Raw genomic sequence first — 26564 nt, 5'->3', positions numbered from 1 at the left:
GAAAAGGCCTCCGGGCGCGACGGCCCGGAGAGGAATGGCTTACTTCGGACGCTTGGCGCCGTAGTGCGAACGACGCTGCTTGCGGTCCTTGACGCCTTGCGTGTCGAGCACGCCGCGCAGGATGTGGTAGCGAACGCCGGGAAGGTCCTTCACGCGGCCGCCGCGGATCAGAACAACCGAGTGTTCCTGAAGGTTGTGGCCTTCACCGGGGATGTAGCAAACGGCTTCATAGCCGTTCTTGGCCAGACGGACCTTGGCGACCTTACGCAGAGCCGAGTTGGGCTTCTTCGGGGTCGTCGTATAAACGCGGGTGCAGACGCCGCGACGCTGGGGCGAACCCTCCAGAGCCGGCACCTTGTTGCGGGTGGGCTTGGGCTTGCGCGGCTTGCGGATCAGTTGGTTGATCGTAGGCATTCGAAACTTATCTCGACTTCTGATGGAGGCGTGTGTCTTTCGACCGAAGCGCCTCTCGCCTTCTTGTGAACGGGGGACCATCCCCTCGCCCGGGTGTCAACGAGACTGAGGGTGTGACGCTCAAACAGCCCCCGGTTCGCCCCGGCGAACCGGAAAACACAAAGGGCCGGAACGCGCGCTTTGGGCGTTCCGGCGGGCACAGCCCGTCCGTTAGATTGTCACGATCTCAGCGACCGGCGAACCGGCCACGCCTCGAAAGTGGGCGGCTTCTACGCCAGACGGGGGCTCAGGTCAACAAGACCCTAATTAGCCAAGCGGAAAGGTATCCTGAGCCTCACCTTGTCGCCGGGTTTCGATGAGCCGTTCGGTGCAGAACCCCTTTGTCCAATTTCGATGGCCGCCTGACCGAATCCTTGCCCGAAAGGCTCTTCAGACACCACAACGCACGCCGCCAGACCTCTGCCCGCTGCGACCCTGCATTCCAGAACGACGACGCCCGACAGCTTAGCCAGAGGGTCGTGGCTGACGACAGGCGTCCCGTCCGGTAAGACGGCCGTCGTCGGGGCCGTACAGCCCGCCACCGCGCTCAGGACGAAGACGAGCGGAATGGCGAATCTTCCCAGCCGCATATCTTGTCCCTCCCTCTGTGTCCGCCCGAAAGCGGCCATGCTTCTAGCACAGCTTGCATCGGTTCAAGGGGAGAGGCGCATTGGCGTTCGCACAGGTGACGCGGCCCGACTGGCGCAAGGCGGGGCTGGCGACGGCCTCGGTCGCCATCAACACAGCCCTGATCGCCTTCCTGTCCTTCACGGCCCCCGGCATCAAGAGAGCCGCCGTCGTCCCGGAGCCGCCGCCGATCTACGTCGAGATCACCCCGCGCCCCCTCCTGCCCGACGAGCAGCCGCGCATCCCGGTTCAAACGCCCCCCGCCAGCGACGACACGACGACGCCTCGCAACGCCCGCGAGGTCGTCGCCGCCCCCTCTGCGCGCTCAGAGACATCCCAGGACGTTCGCCCCGCGCCCCTTCGCCCCCGCATCGCCGCCCCCTCGCCTCAGGGCGTCCCCGCCCCGCCCGATGCCTGGACCGTCAATCCGAACGACCGAACCAACGCCATGGCCCGCTCCCTGCGTCAGGGCCTGATCGGCTGCACCACACCCCAGCAACTCAGCACCGCCGAGCGCGACAATTGCCGCCAAGACGCAGAGCGGCGCGGCCGAAACGCGGCGCCCATCACCGGCACGGGCAATCCCGAACGCGACGCCGCCTTCGCTCGCGCGGGTGCGCGTCGTCTGGCCCAATGGGAGGCGCAGCGTCGTCCCCTGTCCGGCGGCGTGGGCGTGGTCGGCCCGGCGGACTGTGTCGGCTCGAACTTCGGCACAGGCTGCGCGGGCGCTCAGCTACCCAGCGTCCCCGGCGTGGACATGCGCCAAGGCGCAGAAACGACAATCAACCGAGGCGAACGTCGCCGTCAGCAATAGAAAAAGGGCGGCGCCGTCGCCGGCGCCGCCCTCTTCATGTCTTCTCTCCGAAACGGAAGATCAGCTTTCGCTGTTCTCCAGTTCCAGTTGCAGATCGGCCGGCAACGGCTCGATCGCATCTTCGCGGGCCGAGGTCAGCTCTGCGTCGCGATCGTTGGCGATCTTCTGCAGGCTGCGCAGGTAGGCTCCCGTACCGGCCGGGATCAGGCGGCCGACGATGACGTTTTCCTTCAGGCCTTCCAGCATGTCCTTCTTGCCGTGGACCGAGGCGTCGGTGAGGACGCGGGTGGTCTCCTGGAAGGACGCCGCCGAGATGAAGCTGCGGGTCTGCAGCGACGCCTTGGTGATGCCCAGCAGGACGGGCTGGGTGGTGGCCAGACGGCCGCCACGCTTCTCGACCTTCTGGTTTTCCAGAACGGCTTCGGCGACTTCGACGGTGTCGCCGCGGATCAGGGTGGTTTCACCCGAATCCAGGACTTCGACCTTCTGCAGCATCTGACGCACGATGACTTCGATGTGCTTGTCGTTGATCGGCACGCCTTGCAGTCGATAGACCTCCTGCACTTCGTTCACCAGATACTCGGCCAGCGCCTCGACGCCCTGGATGCGCAGCAGGTCGTGCGGATCCGGGTTGCCGTCGATGATGTAGTCGCCCTTCTGGATCAGATCGCCGTCCTGAACGGAGATATACTTGCCCTTCGGGATCAGGAACTCGACCGGTTCGCCCTGCACGCCGTCGGCGTTGACTTCCGGCGTGATCTTGATGCGGCGCTTGTTCTTGTAGTCGCGACCGAATTCGACGCGACCATCCATCTCGGCGATGACCGCGCAGTCCTTGGGACGGCGAGCTTCGAACAGTTCGGCGACGCGCGGCAGACCGCCGGTGATGTCGCGGGTCTTGGCGCCTTCGGTCGGGACGCGGGCGATGATCTCGCCCGGCTTGACCTCGTCGCCGTTCGACACGGACAGAACCGCGCCCACGGGCAGCAGGTAACGGGCGTCTGAGCCCGAGGCCAGCTTGGCGTAGGCGTCACCCAGGGTGACGCCCATGGCCGGACGCAGGTCCGAACCACGCGGGCTGGCGCGCCAGTCGCTGACGACGCGCTGGGCGATGCCCGTCGCTTCGTCGGTTTCTTCCTTGACTGACAGGCCTTCGACCAGATCCTCGAAGCGCACGACGCCGCCGACTTCCGTCAGGATGGGGGTGGTGTAGGGGTCCCACTCCGCCAGACGTTGGTTCTTCTTGACCTCGCTGCCTTCCTTGACGCGGATGCGGGCGCCGTAAGGGGCCTTGTGCGTCTCGCGATCCTTGCCGTCCACGACCACGGTCACGATGACGTTGCGGCTCATGGAGACCAGGTCGCCGTGGGCGGCGATGACGGTCGGGCCGGTGATCTTGGCCACGCCGGCGTTGGTCGCCTCCATGAAGGAGGTTTCCGCAACCTGCGCCGTACCGCCGATGTGGAAGGTCCGCATCGTCAGCTGGGTGCCCGGCTCGCCGATCGACTGGGCGGCGATGACGCCGACCGCTTCGCCGATGTTGACGTTGGTGCCCCGCGCCAGGTCACGCCCGTAGCAGTGGGCGCAGATGCCGGCTTCCGCCTCGCAGGTCAGGCCCGAGCGGACCTTGACCGACTGGACGCCGGCCGCTTCGACGACTTCGGCGACTTCTTCCACCAGATAGGTGTCGGCGGGGAACAGGACGTTATCGGTGCCCGGCTCCTTGATGTCCTCGGCCGCATAGCGACCCAGGATGCGCGCGCCCAGCGAGACCAGCACGTCGCCGCCTTCCATGACCGCCCGCAGCGTGATGCCGCGCGTCGAGCCACAGTCGATCTCGGTGACGATGCTGTCCTGCGCCACGTCCACCAGACGACGGGTCAGATAACCCGAGTTGGCGGTCTTCAGCGCGGTGTCGGCCAGACCCTTACGGGCGCCGTGGGTGGAGTTGAAGTATTCAAGAACGGTCAGGCCTTCCTTGAAGTTCGAGGTGATCGGCGTCTCGATGATCTCGCCGGAAGGCTTGGCCATCAGGCCGCGCATGCCGCCCAGCTGCTTCATCTGCGCCTGCGAACCCCGGGCGCCGGAGTTGGCCATCATGAACACCGAGTTGATGTCGGGATTTTCACCCTCGATCAGCACGCGCGGTTGCGCGATCTCGGCCATCATGGCGTCGGCGATCCGGTCCGTAGCCTTGGACCAGGCGTCGACCACCTTGTTGTACTTCTCGCCGCGCGTGATCAGGCCGTCGGCGTACTGTTGTTCGTACTCCTCGACCTGGGTGCGGGTTTCGGCGACCAGCTCGACCTTCTTGGCCGGGATCACGATGTCGTCCTTGCCGAACGAGATGCCGGCCTTGGCGGCTTCGCGGAAGCCCAGGCCCATCATCTGGTCGGCGAAGATCACCGTCGCCTTCTGACCGCAGTGGCGATAGACCACGTCGATCAGATTGCCGATTTCCTTCTTGGTCAGGTTCTTTTCGAGCAGGCGATAGCCGACGTTCGGGTTGCGCGGCAGCAGGGCCGCCAGCTTCATCCGGCCCGGCGTCGTGTCGATGACCTTGGTCACCTCCTTGCCTTCGGCGTCCTGTTCCGTCCAGCGCGCCTTGATGCGCGTGTGCAGGGTGACGACCTTGGCGTCCAGCGCAGCGTCGATCTCGCCGATGTTGGCGAACAGCTTGCCTTCACCCGGCTCGCCGTCCTTGACCAGCGACAGATAGTACAGGCCCAGGACGATGTCCTGCGACGGCACGATGATCGGCTTGCCGTTGGCAGGCGACAGGATGTTGTTGGTCGACATCATCAGGACGCGCGCTTCCAGCTGGGCCTCAAGGCTCAGCGGGACGTGAACGGCCATCTGGTCGCCGTCGAAGTCGGCGTTGAACGCGGTGCAGACCAGCGGGTGCAGGCGGATGGCCTTGCCCTCGATCAGCTTGGGTTCGAACGCCTGGATGCCCAGACGGTGAAGCGTCGGCGCACGGTTCAGCAGGACCGGGTGCTCGCGGATGACCTCGTCCAGGATGTCCCAGACGGCGGGCTGCTCGCGCTCGACCATGCGCTTGGATTGCTTGACGGTGCCCGACAGGCCCTTGGCGTCAAGACGCGCATAGATGAACGGTTTGAACAGCTCCAGCGCCATCTTCTTGGGCAGGCCGCACTCGTGCAGCTTCAGTTCCGGTCCCACGGTGATGACCGAACGGCCCGAATAGTCGACGCGCTTGCCCAGAAGGTTCTGACGGAAGCGGCCTTGCTTGCCCTTCAGCATGTCGGCCAGCGACTTCAGCGGACGCTTGTTGGCGCCCGTGATGACGCGACCGCGACGGCCGTTGTCGAACAGGGCGTCAACGGATTCCTGCAGCATCCGCTTTTCGTTGCGGATGATGATGTCCGGCGCGCGGAGCTCCATCAGGCGCTTCAGGCGGTTGTTGCGGTTGATGACGCGGCGATACAGGTCGTTCAGGTCGGAGGTCGCAAAACGACCGCCGTCCAGCGGCACCAGAGGACGCAGTTCCGGCGGGATGACCGGCACGATGGTCAGGATCATCCACTCGGGCTTGTTGCCCGATTCCAGGAAGGCCTCGATCAGCTTCAGGCGCTTGGACGCCTTCTTGGCCTTCATTTCCGACGGGCTGTCCGCCAGCTCGCCGCGGTGCTTTTCAGCCTCGGCGTGCAGGTCGATGCCCATCAGCAGGTTGCGGACCGCCTCGGCGCCGATCTCGGCGGTGAAGCCATCGTCGCCGAACTCTTCCTGATAGCGATAGAACTCGTCTTCCGTCAGCAGTTGGTTCTGCTTCAGCGGGGTCAGGCCCGGCTCGGTGACGATGTAGTTCTCGAAGTACAGGACGCGTTCCACGTCCTTCAGCGCCATGTCCAGCATCAGCGAGATGCGCGACGGCAGCGACTTCAGGAACCAGATGTGGGCGACCGGGGCGGCCAGGTCGATGTGACCCATGCGCTCGCGGCGAACGCGAGCCAGCGTGACTTCGACGCCGCACTTCTCGCAGATGATGCCCTTGTATTTCATGCGCTTGTACTTGCCGCACAGGCATTCGTAATCCTTGGTCGGGCCAAAGATACGCGCGCAGAACAGGCCGTCACGCTCGGGCTTGAACGTGCGGTAGTTGATGGTTTCCGGCTTCTTGATCTCGCCGAACGACCACGAACGGATCTTCTCCGGCGAGGCCAGGGCGATCTTGATCTGGTCGAAGGTCGGGGTGACCGGGACCGGGTTGAAGATGTTCAGGACTTCCTGGTTCATCTTGTTTTCCTTCTGCGGACTTGCCGCGAAAATTCAAAGAGGAGGACGGCGAACCCGTCTCCTCCCTGTCGCCTCTTGGCGATGGGGAGGGGGACCGCGAAGCGGTGGAGGGGCTTTTCACGCCGCACGGGCGGCAACAACCCCTCCACCATCCTTCGGATGGTCCCCCTCCCCATCCCTTCGGGACAGGGAGGAGACGTCAGGCTCAGCTGTTCCCCAGCTCCACGTTCAGACCCAGCGAACGCATTTCCTTGATGAGCACGTTGAAGCTCTCGGGAATGCCGGCCTCGAAGCTGTCGTCCCCGCGGACGATGGCCTCGTAGACCTTGGTCCGGCCGGCCACGTCGTCGGACTTCACCGTCAGCATCTCCTGCAGGGTGTAGGCGGCGCCGTAGGCTTCCAGAGCCCAGACCTCCATCTCCCCGAAGCGCTGACCGCCGAACTGCGCCTTGCCGCCCAGCGGTTGCTGGGTGACGAGCGAGTACGGACCGATGGAGCGGGCGTGGATCTTGTCGTCGACCAGGTGGTGCAGCTTCAGCATGTAGATGTAGCCGACCGTGACCGGACGCTTGAACTGCTCACCCGTTTGACCGTCGTACAGGATCGACTGGGCAGACTTGCTCAGCCCGGCTTCTTCCAGCAGACGCTCGATGTCGCCGATGTGCGCGCCGTCGAAGACCGGGGTCGCGAAGGGCACCCCCTTGGACAGGTTTTTCGCCAGTTCGATGAGCTCTTCCTCATCCTGCGGCAACGGGGTTTCCGGACCGTAGATATGCGTCAGACGATCGATCAGGGCCTGCTTCTGACCACCACCCTGCCAGGCTTCCAGCAGACCGGAGATCTGCTTGCCCAGACCGGCTGCGGCCCAACCCAGGTGGGTTTCGAAGATCTGGCCGATGTTCATGCGCGAAGGCACGCCCAGCGGGTTCAGAACGACGTCCACGTGCGTGCCGTCTTCCAGGTGCGGCATGTCCTCGATCGGCAGGATCTTGGAGATGACGCCCTTGTTTCCGTGACGGCCGGCCATCTTGTCGCCGGGCTGAAGCTTGCGCTTCACGGCCACGAAGACCTTGACCATCTTCATCACGCCGGGGGGCAGTTCGTCGCCGCGTTGCAGCTTCTCGACCTTGTCTTCGAAACGACGATCCAGTTGCTTGCGAGCGTCTTCGAACTGGCGCTTCATCGCTTCCAGCTCGCCCATGGCCTTTTCGTCGTCCAGGGCGATCTGCCACCACAGACCACGGCTGACCTCGGCCAGCTTCTCGTCGGTCAGTTCGCCACGGCCGATACCCTTGGGCCCGGACACGGCGTTCTTGCCGACGATCAGCGGCTTCAGGCGGCCATAGACGTTGCGCTCAAGGATCTTGAGCTCGTCGTCGCGGTCCTTGCCCAGGCGTTCGATCTCGGCGCGTTCGATCGCCATGGCGCGCTCGTCCTTGTCGACGCCGTGACGGTTGAAGACGCGAACGTCCACGATCGTGCCGGCGACGCCGGGCGGCAGGCGCAGGGAGGTGTCGCGCACGTCCGAAGCCTTCTCGCCGAAGATGGCGCGCAGCAGCTTCTCTTCCGGCGTCATCGGGCTTTCGCCCTTCGGCGTGACCTTGCCGACCAGGATGTCGCCCGGCTGGACTTCGGCGCCGATGGCCACGATGCCCGCTTCGTCGAGGTTGCGCAGGGCTTCCTCGCCGACGTTGGGGATGTCGCGGGTGATTTCTTCCGGGCCCAACTTCGTGTCACGCGCCATCACTTCGAACTCTTCGAGGTGGATGGAGGTGAAGACGTCGTCGCGCACGATGCGCTCCGAGATCAGGATGGAGTCTTCGAAGTTGTAGCCGTTCCAGGGCATGAAGGCGACGAGGGCGTTGCGGCCCAGGGCCAGTTCGCCCAGGTCCGTCGACGGGCCGTCGGCGATGACGTCGCCGGCCTTGACCTGGTCGCCCACGCGCACGATCGGGCGCTGGTTGATGCAGGTCGACTGGTTGGAACGTTGGAACTTCGACAGGCGATAGATATCGACGCCCGAACGGGCGGCGTCCACGTCGCCGGTGGCGCGCACGACGATCCGGGTGCCGTCGATCTGTTCGACGACGCCTTCACGACGAGCGACCACGACAGCGCCGGAGTCCACAGCCACGACCGCTTCCATGCCGGTGCCGACCAGCGGTGCGTCCGACTGCACCAGAGGCACGGCCTGACGTTGCATGTTCGCGCCCATCAGTGCGCGGTTGGCGTCATCGTTTTCCAGGAACGGGATCAGGGCGGCGGCGACCGAAACGACCTGTTTCGGCGACACATCCATCATGTCCACGGCGTCGCGGTTCAGCAGCTGGGATTCGCCGTTGATCCGGCCGGGGACCAGGTCCTCGACGATGCTGCCGTTCTTCAGTTCGATGTTGGCCTGGGCGATCGTGTATTTCAACTCTTCCATGGCCGAGATGTAGACCACCTCGCCCTGGGCCACGCCGTCCTTCACGCGACGGTACGGGCTCTCGATGAAGCCGTATTTGTTGACGCGCGCGTGGGTGGCCAGCGAGTTGATCAGGCCGATGTTCGGGCCTTCCGGCGTTTCGATCGGGCAGATGCGGCCATAGTGGGTCGGGTGCACGTCGCGGACTTCGAAGCCTGCGCGCTCACGCGTCAGACCGCCCGGGCCAAGCGCCGAAAGGCGACGCTTGTGGGTGATTTCCGACAGCGGGTTCGTCTGGTCCATGAACTGCGACAGCTGCGACGAACCGAAGAACTCGCGAACCGCAGCGGCGGCCGGCTTGGCGTTGATCAGGTCGTGCGGCATCACCGTGTCGATATCGACCGAGGACATGCGCTCCTTGATGGCGCGCTCCATCCGCAGCAGGCCGACGCGATACTGGTTTTCCAGCAGTTCGCCGACCGAACGGACCCGGCGGTTGCCCAGGTTGTCGATGTCGTCGATCTCGCCGCGGCCGTCCTTCAGGCCGACCAGGATCTGCAGCACCTTCAGCACGTCGTCCTTGCGCAGGACGCGGATCTCGTCGGAGACCTCGGGGGTCTCCAGGCGCATGTTCATCTTGACCCGGCCGACGGCCGACAGGTCGTAGCGTTCGCTGTCGAAGAACAGCGAGTTGAACATGTTCTCTGCGGCTTCGGGGGTGGGCGGCTCGCCCGGACGCATCACGCGATAGACGTCGAACAGCGCGTCCTCGCGGTTGTCGTTCTTGTCCACCCGCAGGGTGTTGCGCATGTAGGCGCCGACCGTGACGTGGTCGATGTCCAGCACGTCGATGGTGGTGAAGCCGTTTTGCTCCAGCACTTCGATGGTCGGGGCGTCCAGCTCGTCGCCGGCCTCGGCGAAGATCTCGCCGGTCTCGAAGTTGACGGCGTCATTGGCCAGATATTTGGTGACCAGGGCGTCGGCGGCCAGCGACAGCGACGTCGTGGTGTCGCCCAGCTTCTTGGCGGCGCGCGCGCTGATCTTCTGTCCGGCCTGGGCGATCACTTCGCCGGTGTCGGCGTCGACCAGGTCGAACTCCGGCTTCACACCGCGCCAGCGCTCGGCCTTGTACGGCGTGACCCAGCCCTCGCCGCGCTTCTCGTAAGGCACGGTCTCGTAGAAGGTCTTCAGGATTTCTTCGCCGTCCATGCCCAGACCCATCAGGAAGGTCGTGGCCGGCAGCTTGCGGCGGCGGTCGATGCGGACATAGACCACGTCCTTGGCGTCGAACTCGAAGTCGAGCCACGAACCGCGGTACGGGATCACGCGGGCGGCGAACAGCAGCTTGCCCGAGCTGTGCGTCTTGCCCTTGTCGTGGTCGAAGAAGACGCCCGGCGAACGGTGCATCTGCGAGACGATCACGCGCTCGGTGCCGTTGACGATGAAGGTGCCCTTGTCCGTCATGAGCGGGATGTCGCCCATATAGACGTCCTGCTCCTTGATGTCCTTGACCGAACGGGCTCCCGTTTCCTCGTCGGTCTCGAACACGATCAGGCGCAGCTTGACCTTCAGCGGCGCGGCATAGGTCATGTCGCGCTGGATGCACTCCTCGACGTCGTACTTCGGCTCTTCGAACTCGTACGAGACGTATTCCAGGATGGCGCGTTCGTTGAAGTCCTTGATCGGGAACACCGACTTGAAGACCGCCTCGATGCCCTGTTCCTTGCGGACGCCCGGACGGACCTCACGCTGCAGGAACTGTTCGTAGGAGGCGCGCTGGACCTCGATCAGGTTGGGCATCGCCACCGCTTCGGGGATACGCCCGAAGGATTTGCGGATGCGCTTCTTGCCGGTGAACGAGGTGGCGGAAGCGATCTGACCGTTGATGGCGAGATCGTGGGCGACGTCAGTCATTCAGTGTTTCCCATGACGCACGACCCGGGAAAGTCGCGCGTGAAATGCAGCAGCCACGGCGCGCGTTTCCGCGTCCGCAGCCAGGGTTTCGGCATCCACCCTCGGCCCGCTGCCGGGCCAGGACGCCTGAAATGTACCGGCTCCCTGGGGAAGGAGCCGCGCCTTCGCACGGTCGGAGGGCGACGGACCGGGCCTCGGCGCTTGCGCGCAGACTCATATGGAGTGTTGCGGGAACGCGCACATATACGCGCATTCGCGACGAAATAAAGGCCCCCGCGGAACCTTTTCCTCCCCATCGCTCGCGATGGGGAGGAGGACCGCCGGCGCAGCCGGTGGTGGAGGGGCTGTATCCGCATGACCGCCATTGCAGAGGCAAATGGCGTCATCTAGCGTCGCCATATGACACGCATCGCCCTGCCCCTGCTCGCCCTTCTCGCCCTGTCCGCCTGCGCCACGCGCGGCGAGCCGGTCACCTATGCCGAGACCGCATCGGCCGCCGCCCATGCGGCCGCCGCCGTCGCTGGCCAAGGCGGTCAGACCACGCAGCAAGCGTGGGACGCCGGCAACACCGCCTACCTCGCCTGGAACGGCGCCCGTCGCGGCTGGACCACCACCGAGAGCGGCCTGCAGTATCGCCGCGTCGGCAAGGCTCATCCCGAGGGCGCCCAGCCCTCCGGCTCCGACACGGTCAAGGTCCACTATCGCGGGACCTTCATCGATGGGCGCGAGTTCGACAGCTCCTATGCCCGCAACGAGCCCGCCGAGTTCCCGCTGAACCGCGTCATCAAGGGCTGGACCGAGGGCGTCGCCCTGATGCGCGTGGGCGAGATCTACGAGTTCGTCATCCCCGCCTCGCTGGGCTACGGCTCGCGCTGGGTCGGCGACGACGAACTGCCGCCCAACTCGACCCTGCGCTTCTCGGTCGAACTGCTGGACGTCAAGCCGGGCTGAGCCGGACAACAGGTCGCGGGGCGGAACGACGACGGGACTTGTAGGGTTCGCCCTGTCATGATCCGCACCCTCCTCTCCGCCTCGCTTGCCGCCCTCCTCGCCGTCTCCGCCCCGGCGTCGGCCCAGGAAAGCCAGCCTGACCGCCCCACCTATGGCCCCCGACTGGAGGGGTACGACTACCCCTTCCCGGTCCGCACCTACGGCTTCACCTCCCAGCGCCAGCCGCTGGAGATGACCTATATGGACGTGGCCCCGACCGGCCCCGCCAACGGCCGCACGGCGGTGCTGCTGCACGGCAAGAACTTCTGCGCCGCCACCTGGGCGCCGACCATCCGCGTCCTGGCCCAGGCCGGTTTCCGCGTCGTCGCCATCGACCAGATCGGCTTCTGCAAGGCCTCCAAGCCCGCCGCCTATCAGTTCAGCCTCCCGCAGCTGGCGACCAACACCAAGGGCCTGCTCGACAGCCTGAATATCGACCGCGCCGTCATCGTCGGCCACTCGATGGGCGGCATGCTGGCGGCCCGCTTCGCCATCCAGCATCCCGACGCCGTCGAGCATCTTGTCCTGGTCAATCCCATCGGTCTTGAGGACTGGCAGGCCGAGGGCGTCCCCTACGCCCCGCTGGACGCCGCCTACGCCAACGAGCGTCGCACCAGTTTCGACAGCATCAAGGCCTATCAGCAGAAGGTCTATTACGACGGTCAGTGGCGACCCGAATACGACGAACCCGTCGCCATGCTGGCCGGCATGTACGCCGGGCCGGGCGGCGACGCCGTCGCCTGGAACCAGGCCCAGACCTCGGACATGATCTTCACCCAGCCGATCGCGCACGAGTTCGCCCGCATCGCCGCCCCCACCACCCTGATCATCGGCGGCACGGACCGCACCGCCCCCGGCGCCAACCGCGCCTCGCCCGAGATCCAGGCGCGCCTCGGCCAGTATCCCGCCCTTGGCCGCCGCACCGCCGAGGCCATTCCCGACGCGACCCTGATCGAGTTTTCAGACCTGGGTCATGCGCCCCAGACCCAGGACCCGGACCGCTTCCACGCCGCCCTGCTGAAGGCCCTGAACTGACGAACTATGCAGGCTGGTGAGGGCCTTCCATCCTAACACCGAACACAACTCTCACGCCTTTCAGTGGGTTGGAACTTTGAACCGGCTTTCTTCCGGCCTTAGGTAGCGCCGCCCGCATCATGGTCGGCATGACCGATGAAAGCCAATACCTCCCCGACTCCCCGCCGCCCCAGACGCGACGTTCCGCCGAGACCTGGGCCGCCGCCCGCGCCGATTATCTGGCCGGCGGTTCCGCCGCCGAGGTCTGCGAGCGCCACAGCCTCTCCCTCTCCACCTTCCGGTGGCGCGCTCAACAGGAGGGCTGGCGAAAAATGGATCAACCGCTCTCCGCCCCTTTCCACGTCACCGACGATCCCGGCGACTATCGCAACTGGATGCCAGCGCCCACGCCGATGGACGACGACGCCGACACCGGCGCGCCGGCGGACACGACCGCGGCTGCGGCCGACGATGCTGCTCCCGCCTCATTCGCCCACGAGGACGCATATGAAGACGCCCTGCCCGCCGCCGCCGACCTGTGCGAACAGGCCTGGTACAACGCCGCCCGCGCCATCCGTCACGGACGTATGATCGAGGCGCGCGGCTGGACCCGTCTGCACAAGGAGTTGGCCGCAATCGCCCATGATCGCGACGCCGACCGGATGCGGCGCCTCAACGACAGGATCGGCCGCGACCTGGCGGACCTCAAGGCCTCGATCGGCGCCATGCGCACGGCCCCAAAGGATTTGTGACCCCATCGGCTGAAGTTGGACTCTTGGACTCGTTGGACTGTTTTTTCGGGAGTCCAACTTCCGGGCCGGGTTGACGCCCCGCCCCCTGCGGCGGACTGTCGCGGCTGCCCCATGTAGCCTTCAAGAGTCCGCGATGATCCGTCCCTCCCTGCGCGCCGCCCCTCTCGGTCTTGGCCTCGCCTTCCTGCTCGCCTCGACCGCCCCCGCCGCCCTGGCGCAACAGGCCTCGACCTATCCGCCCGCCCTGCCCGCAGCCCTGCCTTCGATCCCCGACGCCCAGGACGTGGCCTATCCCGGCGTCATCACGCTCGACATCGACGCCACCAACCTGGCCCAGCACATCTTCGCCGTGACCGAGACCATCCCCGTCGCCCAGGCCGGCCCCATGACGCTATTCTTCCCCGAATGGCTGCCCGGCAATCACGGCCCTGTCGGCCCCGTCGCCCAGTTGGCGGGCATCGAGATCACCGCCAACGGCCAGCGCATCGAGTGGGTGCGCGACACCCTTCACCCCTTCGCCTACCACGTCGTCGTCCCGGCCGGCGCGACCGCGCTGAACATCACCATGCAGCACCTGTCGCCGACGACGGGCGCCCAGGGCCGCATCACGATGACGCCCGAGATGCTGAACATCCAGTGGGAGAAGATGCTGCTCTATCCCGCCGGCCACTGGTCGCGGAACATCACGGTCCAGCCCACGGTCAAGTTCCCGACCGGCTGGCAGTTCGGCACGGCGCTGGAACCCGACACCAAGACCGGCGACGTCCAGACCTTCAAGCCCGTCAATCTGGAAGTCCTGATCGACAGCCCGGTCTTCGCCGGCGTCCACTATCGCCAGATCGACCTCGATCCCGGCGGCCGCTCGCCCGTCCGCGCCAACTTCGTGGCGGACAAGGCCGACAGCCTGAACGCCACCGACGAGCAGATCCAGATCCTGCGCAATCTGGTCGACCAGATGGACCGCCTGTATGGCGCGCGCCACTTCGACCACTACGACTTCCTGATCGCCATGACCGAGAAGCTGGGCGGCATCGGACTGGAACATCACCGCAGTTCGGAGAACTCGGTCGATCCCGCCTTCTTCACCGGCTGGGACACGCATCTCGGCGACCGCGACCTGCTCAGCCACGAGATGAACCACTCGTGGGACGGCAAATGGCGTCGCCCCGCCGACCAGTATGTGCCCAACTTCAACTCGCCCCTGCAGAACAGCCTGCTGTGGGTCTATGAGGGCCAGACCCAGTATTATGGTCAGGTCATCGCCGCCCGCTCGGGCCTGCTGACCAAACAGCAGGCGATGGACTCCCTGGCCATGACCGCCGCCACCTATGACACCCGCGTCGGCCGTGAATGGCGCGCGATGCAGGACACCACCAACGACCCAATCATCAGCCAGCGCCAGCCCAAAGGCTGGCTGTCGTGGCAGCGGGACGAGGACTACTATTCCGAGGGCCAGCTGATCTGGCTCGACGTGGACACCACGATCCGCGAGAAGACCGATGGTCGCAAATCGCTCGACGACTTCGCCCGCGCCTTCTACGGCGTCCGCGACGGCGATTACACCCCCGCTCCCTACACCTTCGAGGACGTGGTCGCGGCCCTGAACGGCGTCGTCGCCAACGACTGGGCGACCTTCCTGCGCGCTCGGCTGGACGCCGACGGCCCCAACGCACGCGCCCCGCTGGACGGCCTAACGCGCGGCGGCTGGCGCCTGGCCTTCACGGACAAGCCCACCGACTACATGAAGACCCTCTACGCCGAGCTGAAGCGCAACGACTTCACCTATTCGCTGGGCTTCCAGACCGGCGAGGCCAACAAGATCCGCAGCGTCCAGTGGAACAGCCTGGCTTTCAAGTCCGGTCTCGCCGCGGGCATGGAGATCGTCGCCGTCAACGGCTCGGCCGCCACCCCCGACCGCCTCACCGAGGCCGTCACCGCCGCCAAAGACCCCGCCACCCCCATCACCCTGATCGTCAAGGACGACGACCAATACCGCACCGTCGTCTTCGACTACCACGACGGCCTGCGCTACCCCCGCTTGGAACGGATCGAGGGAACCCCCGACCGCCTCGGCGACATCCTGACGCCCCGCCGGCGCTAAAAAACGTCCTTCTCCCGGTGGGAGAAGGTGGCCCCGAAGGGGTCGGATGAGGGTCGGATGGTGGGCCAAGTCGCATTACCCGTCCCTCACCCTTTCGCGCCAGAACGCCGGCTCCGCCGTCGTGCGCTCAAGCCCTCTCCCAACGGGAGAGGGTTATGGGTCGCGGCCATCTGTCCCTTGACGCATCGCGCCCCGCCCCCGACGGTGCGGCTTGCCCTGCCGATGTGGATGACCGAATGCCGCGTACCCGCCTGACCGCCGCCTGCCTCGCCGTTCTGATGACGACCGCCGCCGCGCCAGCGATGGCCCAGACCTTCCAGTCCACCCCCGTCGTCACCGATGCGACCCAGGCGCCGCTGGCCCTGCCCCGCGCCCAGCCGGTCATCCCCGCGCCCCAGGACAAGCCCTATCCCGGCGTCATCCAGTACCGCGCCGACATCACCGATCTGGACCGCCGCGTCATCAGCGTGCGCCAGACCATCCCCGTCGCCGGCCCCGGCCCGCTGACCCTGCTGTATCCCAAGTTCCTGCCCGGCAACCACGCCGCCACCGGCCCGATCCAGCTGATCTCCGGCCTGACCGTCACCGATGATGGCCAGCGGATCGAGTGGCTGCGCGACACCCTCGACCCCTACGCCTTCCACCTCGACATCCCGGCGGGCGCGACGAGCATCGAGGTCGCCTTCCAGCAACTGACCCAGCCCGACAGTTCCAACTGGCGCGTGCTGATGACCCCGGCCATGGTCAATCTGCAGTGGGAGAAGGCCATCCTCTATCCGGCCGGCTATTTCAGCCGCCAGATTCAGGTCGCCCCCAGCGTCGTCCTGCCAGCCGGCTGGAAATACGGCACCGCCCTGAGCACAGCATCCCAGGACGGCGACGTGGCGACCTTCGCCCCGACCGACCTCTACACCCTGATCGACAGCCCCATCTTCGCCGGCGCCCACTATCGCCGCGTGGACATCGACCCAGCGGGCGACCGCGTCCATCTGAACATCCTGGCCGACGAGGCCAAGGGCCTGGCCGCCACCGAAGACCAGCTCAAGCTCTACGAGAACATGGTCCAGCAGGCCGATCGCCTGTTCGGCGCCCGCCACTTCGATGACTATGAGTTCCTGTTCGCCCTGACCGATCAGATGGGCGGCATCGGGCTGGAGCATCACCGCTCCTCCGAGAACACCGGCGCCCCCGACTTCTTCACCAACTGGGCCAAGAGCGCCGGCGACCGGGGCCTCTTGCCCCACGAATACACCCACTCCTGGAACGGCAAGTTCATGCGCCCGGCGGACGAGCTGACCGCCAACCACAATGTCCCGACCCAGAACACCCTGCTGTGGGTCTATGAGGGTCAGACCGAATACTGGGGCGACGTGCTGGCCGCCCGTTCGGGCCTGCATTCCAAAGACGTGGCGCTGGCCACCCTGGCCAATGTCGCGGCCTTCTATGACGAGCAGCCGGGCCGCCAGTGGCGCGCGCTGCAGGACACCAACAACCACAATCTGCTGGGCTACCGGGTGCCAGGTCAGTTCACCTCGTGGATGCGCGGCACCGGCGACTATTACCGCGAAAGCCTGCTGGTCTGGCTGGACGCCGACACCCTGATCCGAGAGGGCACGAACGGGCGCAAGTCGCTCGACGACTTCGCCAATGGCTTCTTCGGCCACGACGACGGCGAATGGGCGCCCCAGGGCTACCGGTTCGAGGATGTGGTCGCGGCCCTTAACGCCGTCTATCCGCACGACTGGACCGGGTTCCTGCGCAGCCGCCTCGACGCCGTCGGCCCCGACGCCAAGGCGCCCCTGGCCGGGATCGAGCGTGGCGGCTGGCGCCTGACCTACACCGACACGCCGTCGGCGGCGGAAAAGTCGGTCCAGACCGGCTGGGCCAACGACTTCCAGTATTCGCTGGGCTTCACCCTGACGGCGGACAGGCTGACCAACATCCGCTGGGGCGGCCCCGCATTCGAACAGGGCATCGGCGCCGGCTGGAGCCTGGTCGCCGTCAACGGCCGCGCCGGTTCGGCCGAAGTGCTGCGCGACGCCGTCACCGCCGCGAAAGGGACCGACGCCCCCATCGAACTGCTGCTGAAATCCGGCGACCGCTTCCGCACCGTGGCCTTCGCCTATCACGACGGCCTGCGCTATCCGCGCCTTGAACGGATCGAGGGAACCCCCGACCGACTGTCGGACATCCTCGCGCCCAGACGGCGCTAAACACGTCTCCTCCCCACGCGTGAGGAGGGGGACCGCGTAGCGGTGGAGGGGCTCTTTGAAGTCCCACAGACGGCCGTGGCGCTTAAAAGAACCCCTCCGTCACGGCGCGAAGACGCGCCGCGCCACCTCCCCATCGCTTCGCGACGGGGAGGAGACGGTCGTCGTTCTAGCCCTTCAACAGCCCCAGCAGCGCCTCGGCCGCTTCACGCGACGAGCCTGGGTTCTGACCCGTCACCAGCTTGCCGTCGGTCTGCACATACGAACCCCAGTCCGGCCCCTTGGAATAGTCTGCGCCATTGGCGATCAGCACGTTCTCGACCAGGAACGGCACCACGTCCGTCAGGCCCACCGCATCCTCTTCGGAATTGGTGAAGCCCGTCACCTTGCGCCCCTGCACCAGCGGCTTGCCGTCCGGCCCGGTCACCGATTTCAGCACGCCCGGCGCATGGCAGACGAAGCCGGTCGGCTTGTCCGCCTTGGCGAAGGCCTCGATCAGGGCGATGGAGTCCGCATCGTTGGCCAGGTCCCACAACGGCCCGTGGCCGCCGGGATAGAAGACCGCGTCGAATTCATCGGCCTTCACCGACGAGAGCACGACGGTCGAGGCCAGCTGGCCTTGCGCCTCGGCATCGGCCTTGAAGCGGCGCGTGTCGTCGGTCTGGGCGTCGGCGTCGTCGCTCTTGGGGTCCAGCGGCGGCCGCCCGCCCTTGGGCGAGGCCAGCACGACCTGCGCGCCCGCATCCTTCAGCGCGTAATAGGGGGCCGCCAACTCTTCCAGCCAGAAGCCGGTCTTCTTGCCTGTGTCGCCGAGTTGATCGTGCGACGTGAGCACCAGCAGGATGTTCATAGGGGAAGGCTCCGTCTCTTGGGGTGTCCACAGATGGGAAGCCCCACGCCGCCCCTCAAGGCTGGCCTCCACGGCGAAATCCCCCCACCCTGCCGGCTTTCTTCACAAGAGGCGAAATCGTATGAAGCGCTGGATCGGCCTGTTCGCCGCCCTGCTGGGCCTGATGACCTTCAGTCAGACCGCACAGGCGTCCGCGCCCTGCGCCATCGGCCAGGCGGGCGCGACCCAAGCCGTCGCCATCGGCCGCACCGGCCGCACGATGCTGCTCCACCTGCCCGCCGGTTTCGACCCCAGCAAGCCCGCGCCCCTGGTCTTCCTGCTGCACGGCAGCGGCGGCACGGGCGAGAAGATGCTGGCCTCGTCTCGGCTGGCGGAAACGGCGGACAGGCACGGTTTCATCGTCGCCGCGCCCGACGCCGGCATCCCGGTCGAGCGGGGCTTCGTCTGGAACATTCCCGGCGTCCCGACCATCACCGGCGCCGTTCCCGGCCCCCGCGACGCCGACGACGTCGCCTATCTGACGACCGCCATCCGCTATCTGGCGGACCAGGGCTGCGTCGACGACAGCCGCGTCTACGCCACCGGCCTGTCGGGCGGCGGTCGAATGACCTCCTGGCTGGGATGCGTCGCCGCCGACCGGTTCGCCGCCATCGCCCCTGTGGTCGGCCTGCGCGCCGGCAATCCGAGCAAGGACCGACCGGAAGAGCCCGATCCCGCCACCTGCCGCCCATCGCGCCCCATGCCGGTCATCGCCTTCGCTGGCGACGCCGACACGACCAATCCGATCCAGGGCGGCGGCGCAGGCTACTGGCATTACACCATGCACGCCGCCGAACAGCGCTGGGCCCAGTCGAACGGCTGCACCCAGGTGCGCGACACCCGCTGGGTCGCCGACACGGTCTATGAGGAAGGCTACGCCGCCTGCCGCGACGGCGCGGACGTGGTGGGCCGCATTACCGCCGGCGGCGGCCACAGCTGGGTCGCCGACAACGACGCCCTCTGGGCCTTCTTCGCCGCCCGTTCGCTCCGCTAGGAACCGGCCAATGGCTCTGCTGAGATTTGAGATTTGGGAAACTGCGAACTCACAGGACTGCGCCGCCGTCAGTGAGACCTGGGATCGTCTCCGGGATCCCGACGCTCGCTTTGTCGAAGCCTTCCACGCATCGACACAAGAGGAAGCGATGGCCTACCGCAACAAGCGCAATGGCTGGCGCCCCTATCAGTCCGTTCCCGGATTGACCGACCAGATCTTCAGCGACGCCCAACACGCAGAACAGGAAGCTTACCTGGCCGTCCGCACAGTCAGATAGTCAAGAGGTCCACAGACGGCCTCAAGTAGCGCTACGCGCGATAGGCCAAAAGAAAAGACCCGGCGGTTTCCCGCCGGGCCTTTCCGATATTCAGCAAATGCCGAAAGTCAGATCTTACTTGATCTGGACCTTGGCGCCGGCTTCCGTCAGCTTCTTGGCGACTTCGTCGGCGTTCTGCTTGGAGACGTTCTCGACGACGTTCTGCGGAGCGCCTTCGACCAGGTCCTTGGCTTCCTTCAGACCCAGGTCCGAACGCACGCCACGGACTTCCTTGATCACGTTGATCTTCTTGTCGCCACCGTCCAGCAGGACGACGGTGAATTCGGTTTGCTCTTCGGCAGCTTCAGCCGGAGCGCCGCCACCGGCAGCCGGAGCAGCCATGGCGACGGGAGCAGCGGCGCTGACGCCCCACTTTTCTTCAAGCAGCTTCGACAGTTCAGCAGCTTCGAGAACGGTCAGAGCGGACAGGTCTTCGACGATTTTGGCGAGATCAGCCATTGTCAGTTTTCCTTCGGAGGATTGGTTTTAGAGAGTGATGCAGAGATGAAAGGCTGGGCCGCTTACGCGGCTTCCTTGGTGGCGTAGGCGTTGAACACGCGAGCCAGCTGACCGGCGGGTGCTTGCAGCACGCCAGCGATACGAGTCGCAGGCGCGTTGAGCAGGCCGATGAGTTGGCTGCGGACTTCGTCGAGCGTCGGGAGCTTGGAAAGAACTTCCACGCCCTTTTGATCGACGACGGTGTCGCCCATGAAGCCGCCGATGATCTTGAAGCGATCATTGGCCTTGGCGAACTCGGTGGCGACCTTGGCGGCCGTACCAGGGTTCTCGGAATAGGCGATGCCCACGGGACCCTTGAACAGGCCGTGGAATTCGCTGCCTTCTTCGGCTTCGAGCGCCTTCAGCGCCAGGCGGTTCTTGACCACCTTGAACGCGCCGCCTTCTTTACGAAGGCGACCACGCAGATCTTCCATTTCCGCAACGGTCAGACCCAGGTTTTGGGTCACGACCACGGAGCCGGCGTCGGCGAATACGCCCTTGAGCGTTTCGATCGACTCGGCTTTTTGAGCGCGGTCCATTGCGGTCTCCAGTCTTGGTATTCGCCGCCGGGCTTATTCCCGACGACGGATTGGCCAAAGCGCCGCGCATCGCTGCGAAACGTTCGGGCCGGTCGTATTGTCCGAAGGATGCGTCTGACGGCGTCCGTCCCGGAATGCGGGCTGACAGCGCAGGGTCGCGTCCCCATCTCCCCACGGCGTCAGAGGGCTCTCTGACAGTTATGGCTTGGGTGACCCCCACGCCCCGAAGTTCTCGGACAGGACCGTCAAAGGAATGAACCAGTGACGGGAAGCGGCGCTCTTACAGGGACCCCGACAGGAAATCAAGGAGCCGAACGCATGGCCTATGAACTCTACTACTGGCCGACCATCCAGGGTCGGGGTGAGTTCGTCCGTCTGGCGCTGGAGGCGGCCGGCGCCGACTATGTCGATGTCTCGCGCCAGGACGATGGCAAGGCGATGACAGCCCTGATGAAACAGGCCGCCACGCCGTCCTTCGCCCCACCCTTCCTGCGCCTGGGCGACCGCACCATCGGACAGGTCGCCGCCATCCTGGCTTGGCTGGGACCGCAACTGGGCCTCAGCCCGAACGGCGACAGCGACCGCGCCTGGCTTAACCAGATCCAGCTGACCCTGGCCGACCTGGTCGCGGAGGCCCACGACACCCATCACCCGGTGGATCTGATGGCCTATTACGACGACCAGAAGCCTGAGGCGGCACGCCGCGCCGAGAGCTTTCGCAAGGAGCGGATCGGCAAGTTCCTGGGCTGGGCCGAACATGTGCTGAACCGAAACCCGCACGGCTCGGACTGGATGGTGGGCGACCACCTGACCTATGCCGACCTGTCGCTGTTCCAGGTCGTCGAAGGCCTGACCTACGCCTTTCCCAAGGCGTCGGCGCGGGTCCTGAAGACGACGCCGCTCGTGTTCGCCGTACGCGAGCGCGTCGCCGCCCTGCCCCGCATCGCCCGCTACCTGGCCAGCCCGCGCCGCATCCCCTTCAACGAGGACGGCATCTTCCGCCGCTACCCCGAACTTGACGGCTAGCGCGTGGACTTGGCTGTCGTCTGACCCGCATCACCGCACTGGAAACGGGCGCAGTATTTGGCGTAGAATTCCGCATACAGGCTGCTCACGGCTTCAGTCTGAGCCTCCTGCAAAGCGACACTCAGCGATATGGTTTTGGTGGCGACCGAGCGCCCTACCGGACTGCGATAAAAATCGATTTGTCCACGCAGCTCTTCCTCGGTGAAGATCGCGGCATAGGTCGGAGCCATCTCGTCCAGCAGCCGACTGACCATACGCGTCAGCATCGGCGGCATGTTGGTCCTGACCCAGGCAGCTTCGTCGCCGCCTTTCCCGTCGGCATTGCCCAGCATATCGGTCATCGCACGCTCGAATTCCTTGGCGAAGTTCGGCCCTGCCGACAAATCGATCAGTTCGCGGGCCAACGTTTCGCGCCGCGTGAGACCGTCGTCCTGGCGCACGACAACTTCGATCCGGTCTTCCCTGACGACGCCCGCCTCGTCGTCCTGCGCCTGCGCCGTCGTCGCGGCCAGGCCGAGCGTCAGTCCCAGCGCCAGATTACGTATAATGGTCATGATGGCCTCCCCCGCGCCTTATCGGCAAGGCTCATCCCATGTGACCAGTCCAAATCGACCGTCGGTTGTTCAATCTTCCAGGGGCGTTGCGTCGAAGTCGCGGATCAGGGCAGCCAGGTCCGGTTCGTGCACCAGGTCCGCCGCCTCGCTCAGACTCATCCAGCGCCGCTCGCGCTGGTGCGCCTCGGGCCAAGCGCCTAGCTGGACCAGCACTTCAAGCGGATAGACCGAGACCACGCACTGGCGCGCGCCGCCGTCCTTCAGGCCCTTGGCGTAGCGGAAGACGCCGATGGAGGTCTGGTCCATCTCGCCGCGCACTCCAGCTTCTTCCATCGCCTCCTGCGCCGCCGCCTCGGGATCGGTCTTGCCGACCATCCGTCCGCCCTTGGGGATGACCCAGCGACGCGTCTCGCGGGAGGTGATCATCAGGATCTGACGACCGTCTTCCGTCTGGCGCCACGGCAGGGCGGCGACCTGACGGGTCTCGGATCGCACGGTGCGTTTGGTGCCCGACGGCATCAGGCGCGGTTCCGCGAGGATCGGGTCTTGGGACAGGCCATGCGACGTTTTGCACCAGCGAAAGGATCAGCCCGTTCCAAAGGCGATGGCGCCGCCTGCGTCAAGCGAACTGACGCATGCGTCCTATTTTTCGCCGGGCGCCTTCGCATCGGGGTCCCCCAGGACATCCTGTCGATAGAGCATGGTGACCAGAGTATGCAGCACCAGCGCCAGCGGCGTGGCGAACAACACCCCCAACGGTCCGAACAGCGTCCCGATCCCAACGACCGCGAAGATGCCCAGCACGACCGGGAGGTTGGCCACGTTCTTCTGAACCATCGGGGTGATGAAGTTGCTCTCGAGCTGGGACACCACGACATAGAGGGCCAGCGTCATCAGGGCGGTTTCCCAGCCCTGCGTCGCTCCTACCAGCACCGCAGGAATGGTCGAAACGATCGGCCCGACGATGGGCACGAACTGCGCAAGGCCCGTCAGCAGCCCCAGACCCAGCGCCGAGGGCACGCCGATGATGGCCAGCCCTACGCCCGTCAGCGTGCCCACCAGCACCATCGAGAACAGCTGCGCCTTCAACCAGCCCTTCAGCGCCTTGCCGCAACTGTTCAGCACTTCGCGCAGACGCGGCCGCCGATCCATCGGAACCATGGACAACAGGCCCTCGCGCGACTTGGCCGGCTCGATGGCCAGGAACACCCCGGCGACGATCACTAACACCATCGTCGTTATGCCCGAGGCGAAACCCAGTGCGAACTTCTGCGCGACCTGCAGCGCCTGACCGGCGCGCCCGCCCAGGCCTTGCAGCTGGTCCAGAATCTGGGCGGCGTAGGGTTGGGCCTGTATCCACGACTGAACCTGAGCCCAGCCCTGGGGCACGACGGCGGACAGGGCCACGACCTGCTCGGCGATCTGCGTCCCGAATAGCGTCAGCACGCCGGCCAGCACGGCGACCACGATCAGCAGGGACAGAAACACTGCCAGGGGGTCCGGTGCCTTCAGCCAGCGCACGATAGGATCGGCCAACGCCCGCAGGATCACCGCGACCACGATGGCTCCGAAGATCAGCAGCCACAGCGTCTGCAGCGTCACGATCAGTTGGACCGCGAAATAGGCCGAGACCAAGACGATGGCGCCGAACGCCAGCCGCCCCTTCCACGGATCGCCCCCACCGGCGCCCACGCCTACGCCGGGCTTGTCGCCCATGAATCTTCCCAGTCCGAACATGTCGCCCCCTTCAAGGTCGCGACAGGAACGCAGGTCGAGCGTGGCCGTTCGCCGCACCCGATAATAAAGTCACTGGGGGTCGGGCGACCGCGCGTCATAGGCCGTCTGGGCCGCCGCGACCTGAGGCATCTGGGTCTCGGCCCAGTCGATCATCGACTGCATGGCGGCCATCAGGGTGCAGCCCAGCGGCGTCACCGCATAGGTCACGGAAACCGGCACGGTCGCCACGACGGATCGCGACACCAGACCGTCGCGCTCCAGCGACTTCAGCGTCTGGCTCAGCATCTTCTGCGACACGCCGTCGACCCGGTGCTTCAGCGCATTGAACCGGATCGGTCCTTCGCCCAGCACGATCAGGACAAGGGTGCTCCATTTGTCAGCGATGCGGTCGAGCAACTGCCGCGTCGGACAGTTCGCCGCGAACACGTCGCCGCGCGTCCAGGTTTCCTGCGGGTGACCAGGTGTGGAAAAGGTGCCGTCTTGCATGGTCGCATCCCATAGCGCACCTGGTATCCATTGGATACCCAAAGGAGCCTTCCATGAAAGTCGCAGTCCTCGGCGCCAGCGGTCGCGCCGGCTCGGAAATCACCAAAGAGCTGGCCGCGCGCGGTCACACCGTCACCGCCATCGCGCGAAAGCCCGAAGCCATCCCCGCCGCCGACGGCGTCACGCCAGTCGCGGGCGACGCCTCGGACGCCGCCGTGCTGGCCGACCTGATCAAGGGTTCGGATGCCGTCATCAGCGCCCTGCATTTCGACGTGCCCGCCGAGACCGTGCTGAGCGCGCTCAAGACCGCAGGCGTGCCGCGGCTGCTGGTCACCGGCGGCGCCGCCAGCCTGGAGGTTGCGCCCGGCGTCCGCCTGATCGACACGCCCGAGTTCCCCGAGGAATGGAAGGCCTTTGCCCAGGGCGGCATCGTCTTTCTGGACGCCCTGCGCCACGAGACGGACATCGACTGGACCTTCTTCTCGCCCGCCGCCGTGATCGAGGAAACGCCTCGCCTGGGCCGTTACCGCACCGGCGGCGACCAACTGGTCGTGGACGACAAGGGTGAGAGCAGGATCGGCTTTTCCGACTATGCCATCGCCATGGTGGACGAGCTGGAAAACCCCCAGCACAGCCGCGCCCGCTTCACCGCGGCCTATTGAGGATCGTCATATGAAGTCGCTGCTCATCGCAGGTCTGATGGCTGTGGGTCTGGCGGCGGGGTCGATGCCCGCCGCCGCCGAGACGCCGACCGAGGGCCGCACGCCCACCGAGGCGGCCAATGCCCAGGTCGTCACCGCCTTCTACGACCTGTCCTTCAACCAGCATCGCCCGACCGAGGCCGCCCGCCTCTACATCGGCGAGCGCTATATCCAGCACAATCCGCAAGTCCCGAACGGCGCGGCGGCCTTCTACGGCTATTTCGAAGGCTTCTTCCGCGAGCATCCACAGTCGCACGTCACCATCCACCGCGTCATGGCTGACGGCGACCTAGTGGCCCTGCATCTGCACTCGCAGGAGACGCCGCAGGATCCCGGCCGCGCCATCGTCGATATCTTCCGGCTCGAGAACGGCAAGATCGTCGAGCATTTCGACGTGATCCAGGATGTCCCGACCACGACCGCCAACGGCAACACCATGTTCCAGGGCGACAAGGCGGACTGACCGCCGCCTCTCGTCACCCAACAGAAACGGCCCCGGAGATCGCTCTCCGGGGCCGTCATTCTTCGTGGCCTATCGCGCTTCGCGCTGCATGAGGCCGATCAGGGTCGGCTCAAACGACGCGTCGTGCGGATCAAGCGCCCAGCGAGGACGGGTCGACCTTGAAGCCCGGGCCCATCGTCGAAGACAGGCTGATACGCTTCACATAGGTGCCCTTGGCGCCCGACGGCTTGGAACGCACCAGGGCGTCCACGATGGCCTTCACGTTGGCTTCCAGGGCGTCCTGGGTGAACGAGACCTTGCCGATGCCGGCGTGGACGATGCCCGCCTTCTCGACGCGGAACTCGACGGCGCCGCCCTTGGCGTCCTTGACGGCCTGGGCCACGTTCGGGGTCACGGTGCCGACCTTGGGGTTCGGCATCAGGCCGCGCGGGCCCAGCACCTTACCCAGACGGCCGACCAGGGCCATCATGTCCGGCGACGCGATCACGCGGTCGAACTCCATGAAGCCGCCGGCGATCTTCTCGTACAGATCTTCGGCGCCGACGTGTTCGGCGCCGGCTGCGGTGGCTTCGGCGGCCTTGGCGTCCTTGGCGAAGACGGCGACGCGAACGTCACGGCCCGTACCCGACGGCAGGTTCACCACGCCACGGACCTGTTGGTCGGCGTGACGGGGATCGACGCCCAGGTTGACGGCGATCTCAAGGGATTCGTCGAACTTCGACTTGGCGTTTTCCTTGGCCAGCTTGATGGCGTCGGAGAACGGCAGCAGGTCTTGGCTGACGCCGGTGCGGGCTTTTTGAGCCTTGGTTTGCTTGGCCATGG

The 26564-nt window shown here is 65.9% G+C and carries 22 protein-coding genes; 11 read left to right on the top strand and 11 right to left on the bottom strand.

Annotated elements, in window-relative coordinates:
- Positions 1-39: 39 nt before the first annotated feature.
- Complete coding sequence (rpsL, locus tag ACZZZD_RS01345) at positions 40-414, bottom strand: 30S ribosomal protein S12 (RefSeq protein WP_008260482.1); 375 nt, start codon at positions 412-414, stop codon at positions 40-42.
- A 709-nt stretch (positions 415-1123) separates the two neighbouring features.
- On the opposite strand from rpsL, the gene ACZZZD_RS01340 reads away from it, so the two are divergent.
- Positions 1124-1894, top strand: a complete 771-nt coding sequence (locus ACZZZD_RS01340) for a hypothetical protein (RefSeq protein WP_463431925.1) — start codon at positions 1124-1126, stop codon at positions 1892-1894.
- 60 nt (positions 1895-1954) lie between these two features.
- On the opposite strand, the gene rpoC is transcribed toward ACZZZD_RS01340, so the two are convergent.
- Both rpoC and rpoB read right to left on the bottom strand, forming a co-directional pair.
- Entirely contained in the window at positions 1955-6151 is a 4197-nt protein-coding gene (gene rpoC / locus ACZZZD_RS01335) for a DNA-directed RNA polymerase subunit beta' (protein WP_463431923.1), read from the bottom strand.
- Between the two features lie 205 nt (positions 6152-6356).
- Entirely contained in the window at positions 6357-10472 is a 4116-nt protein-coding gene (gene rpoB, locus ACZZZD_RS01330) for a DNA-directed RNA polymerase subunit beta (protein ID WP_463431921.1), read from the bottom strand.
- A gap of 399 nt (positions 10473-10871) precedes the next feature.
- Between rpoB and ACZZZD_RS01325 the strand changes: the two genes are divergently transcribed.
- From ACZZZD_RS01325 to ACZZZD_RS01305, 5 genes are all read left to right on the top strand, one after another.
- Positions 10872-11423 carry an FKBP-type peptidyl-prolyl cis-trans isomerase gene (locus ACZZZD_RS01325; protein WP_463431919.1) on the top strand — a complete coding sequence of 184 codons (552 nt, stop codon included), beginning with the start codon at positions 10872-10874 and terminating at the stop codon, positions 11421-11423.
- A 57-nt stretch (positions 11424-11480) separates the two neighbouring features.
- The gene (locus ACZZZD_RS01320; RefSeq protein WP_463431917.1) at positions 11481-12497 is read left to right on the top strand and encodes an alpha/beta fold hydrolase; all 1017 of its coding nucleotides are present in this window, start codon (positions 11481-11483) and stop codon (positions 12495-12497) included.
- Positions 12498-12625: 128 nt separating this feature from the next.
- Positions 12626-13228, top strand: a complete 603-nt coding sequence (locus ACZZZD_RS01315; protein WP_463431915.1) for a hypothetical protein — start codon at positions 12626-12628, stop codon at positions 13226-13228.
- A 133-nt stretch (positions 13229-13361) separates the two neighbouring features.
- Positions 13362-15329 carry a M61 family metallopeptidase gene (locus ACZZZD_RS01310; protein ID WP_463431913.1) on the top strand — a complete coding sequence of 656 codons (1968 nt, stop codon included), beginning with the start codon at positions 13362-13364 and terminating at the stop codon, positions 15327-15329.
- Positions 15330-15565: 236 nt separating this feature from the next.
- Complete coding sequence (locus ACZZZD_RS01305) at positions 15566-17542, top strand: M61 family metallopeptidase (RefSeq protein WP_463431911.1); 1977 nt, start codon at positions 15566-15568, stop codon at positions 17540-17542.
- A 166-nt stretch (positions 17543-17708) separates the two neighbouring features.
- Here the strand turns inward: ACZZZD_RS01305 and ACZZZD_RS01300 are convergent, their stop codons facing one another.
- Entirely contained in the window at positions 17709-18389 is a 681-nt protein-coding gene (locus ACZZZD_RS01300) for a type 1 glutamine amidotransferase domain-containing protein (protein ID WP_463431909.1), read from the bottom strand.
- Between the two features lie 121 nt (positions 18390-18510).
- Between ACZZZD_RS01300 and ACZZZD_RS01295 the strand changes: the two genes are divergently transcribed.
- Complete coding sequence (locus tag ACZZZD_RS01295; RefSeq protein ID WP_463431907.1) at positions 18511-19422, top strand: CE1 family esterase; 912 nt, start codon at positions 18511-18513, stop codon at positions 19420-19422.
- Positions 19423-19432: 10 nt separating this feature from the next.
- Positions 19433-19699: a hypothetical protein gene (locus tag ACZZZD_RS01290; protein ID WP_463431905.1), complete on the top strand. Its 267-nt coding sequence runs from the start codon at positions 19433-19435 to the stop codon at positions 19697-19699.
- 114 nt (positions 19700-19813) lie between these two features.
- Here ACZZZD_RS01290 and rplL read toward each other — a convergent pair whose 3' ends face one another.
- Together rplL and rplJ are read right to left on the bottom strand one after the other, a co-directional pair.
- Complete coding sequence (gene rplL, locus ACZZZD_RS01285) at positions 19814-20197, bottom strand: 50S ribosomal protein L7/L12 (RefSeq protein ID WP_135193045.1); 384 nt, start codon at positions 20195-20197, stop codon at positions 19814-19816.
- 62 nt (positions 20198-20259) lie between these two features.
- Positions 20260-20775 carry a 50S ribosomal protein L10 gene (gene rplJ, locus ACZZZD_RS01280; RefSeq protein ID WP_135193046.1) on the bottom strand — a complete coding sequence of 172 codons (516 nt, stop codon included), beginning with the start codon at positions 20773-20775 and terminating at the stop codon, positions 20260-20262.
- 318 nt (positions 20776-21093) lie between these two features.
- Between rplJ and ACZZZD_RS01275 the strand changes: the two genes are divergently transcribed.
- Complete coding sequence (locus ACZZZD_RS01275) at positions 21094-21801, top strand: glutathione S-transferase (protein ID WP_463431901.1); 708 nt, start codon at positions 21094-21096, stop codon at positions 21799-21801.
- On the opposite strand, the gene ACZZZD_RS01270 is transcribed toward ACZZZD_RS01275, so the two are convergent.
- The 4 genes from ACZZZD_RS01270 to ACZZZD_RS01255 form a co-directional block, all read right to left on the bottom strand.
- On the bottom strand, positions 21798-22355 hold the full coding sequence (locus ACZZZD_RS01270) for a DUF2059 domain-containing protein (protein ID WP_463431899.1): 558 nt from the start codon (positions 22353-22355) through the stop codon (positions 21798-21800). The two genes, ACZZZD_RS01275 and ACZZZD_RS01270, sit on opposite strands and share 4 nt — an antisense overlap.
- Before the next feature lie 69 nt (positions 22356-22424).
- Positions 22425-22874 (bottom strand): NUDIX hydrolase, encoded by a 450-nt coding sequence (locus ACZZZD_RS01265; protein WP_463431897.1) that lies wholly within the window; start codon positions 22872-22874, stop codon positions 22425-22427.
- A gap of 123 nt (positions 22875-22997) precedes the next feature.
- Entirely contained in the window at positions 22998-24071 is a 1074-nt protein-coding gene (locus ACZZZD_RS01260; protein WP_463431895.1) for an AI-2E family transporter, read from the bottom strand.
- A 90-nt stretch (positions 24072-24161) separates the two neighbouring features.
- Positions 24162-24578 (bottom strand): winged helix-turn-helix transcriptional regulator, encoded by a 417-nt coding sequence (locus ACZZZD_RS01255; protein ID WP_463431893.1) that lies wholly within the window; start codon positions 24576-24578, stop codon positions 24162-24164.
- Between the two features lie 53 nt (positions 24579-24631).
- Here ACZZZD_RS01255 and ACZZZD_RS01250 point away from each other — a divergent pair, with 53 nt between their 5' ends.
- Together ACZZZD_RS01250 and ACZZZD_RS01245 are read left to right on the top strand one after the other, a co-directional pair.
- Positions 24632-25240 carry an NAD(P)-dependent oxidoreductase gene (locus ACZZZD_RS01250; protein ID WP_463431891.1) on the top strand — a complete coding sequence of 203 codons (609 nt, stop codon included), beginning with the start codon at positions 24632-24634 and terminating at the stop codon, positions 25238-25240.
- A 10-nt stretch (positions 25241-25250) separates the two neighbouring features.
- The gene (locus ACZZZD_RS01245; RefSeq protein ID WP_463431889.1) at positions 25251-25742 is read left to right on the top strand and encodes a nuclear transport factor 2 family protein; all 492 of its coding nucleotides are present in this window, start codon (positions 25251-25253) and stop codon (positions 25740-25742) included.
- A gap of 130 nt (positions 25743-25872) precedes the next feature.
- Here the strand turns inward: ACZZZD_RS01245 and rplA are convergent, their stop codons facing one another.
- A complete protein-coding gene (gene rplA / locus ACZZZD_RS01240; RefSeq protein ID WP_159844895.1) occupies positions 25873-26562 on the bottom strand; it encodes a 50S ribosomal protein L1 in 690 nt (229 codons plus the stop codon).
- Positions 26563-26564 lie beyond the last annotated feature (2 nt).

The sequence above is a fragment of the Brevundimonas sp. AC546 genome, assembly GCF_979258305.1.
This window is presented reverse-complemented; position numbering and strand designations above follow the sequence as displayed.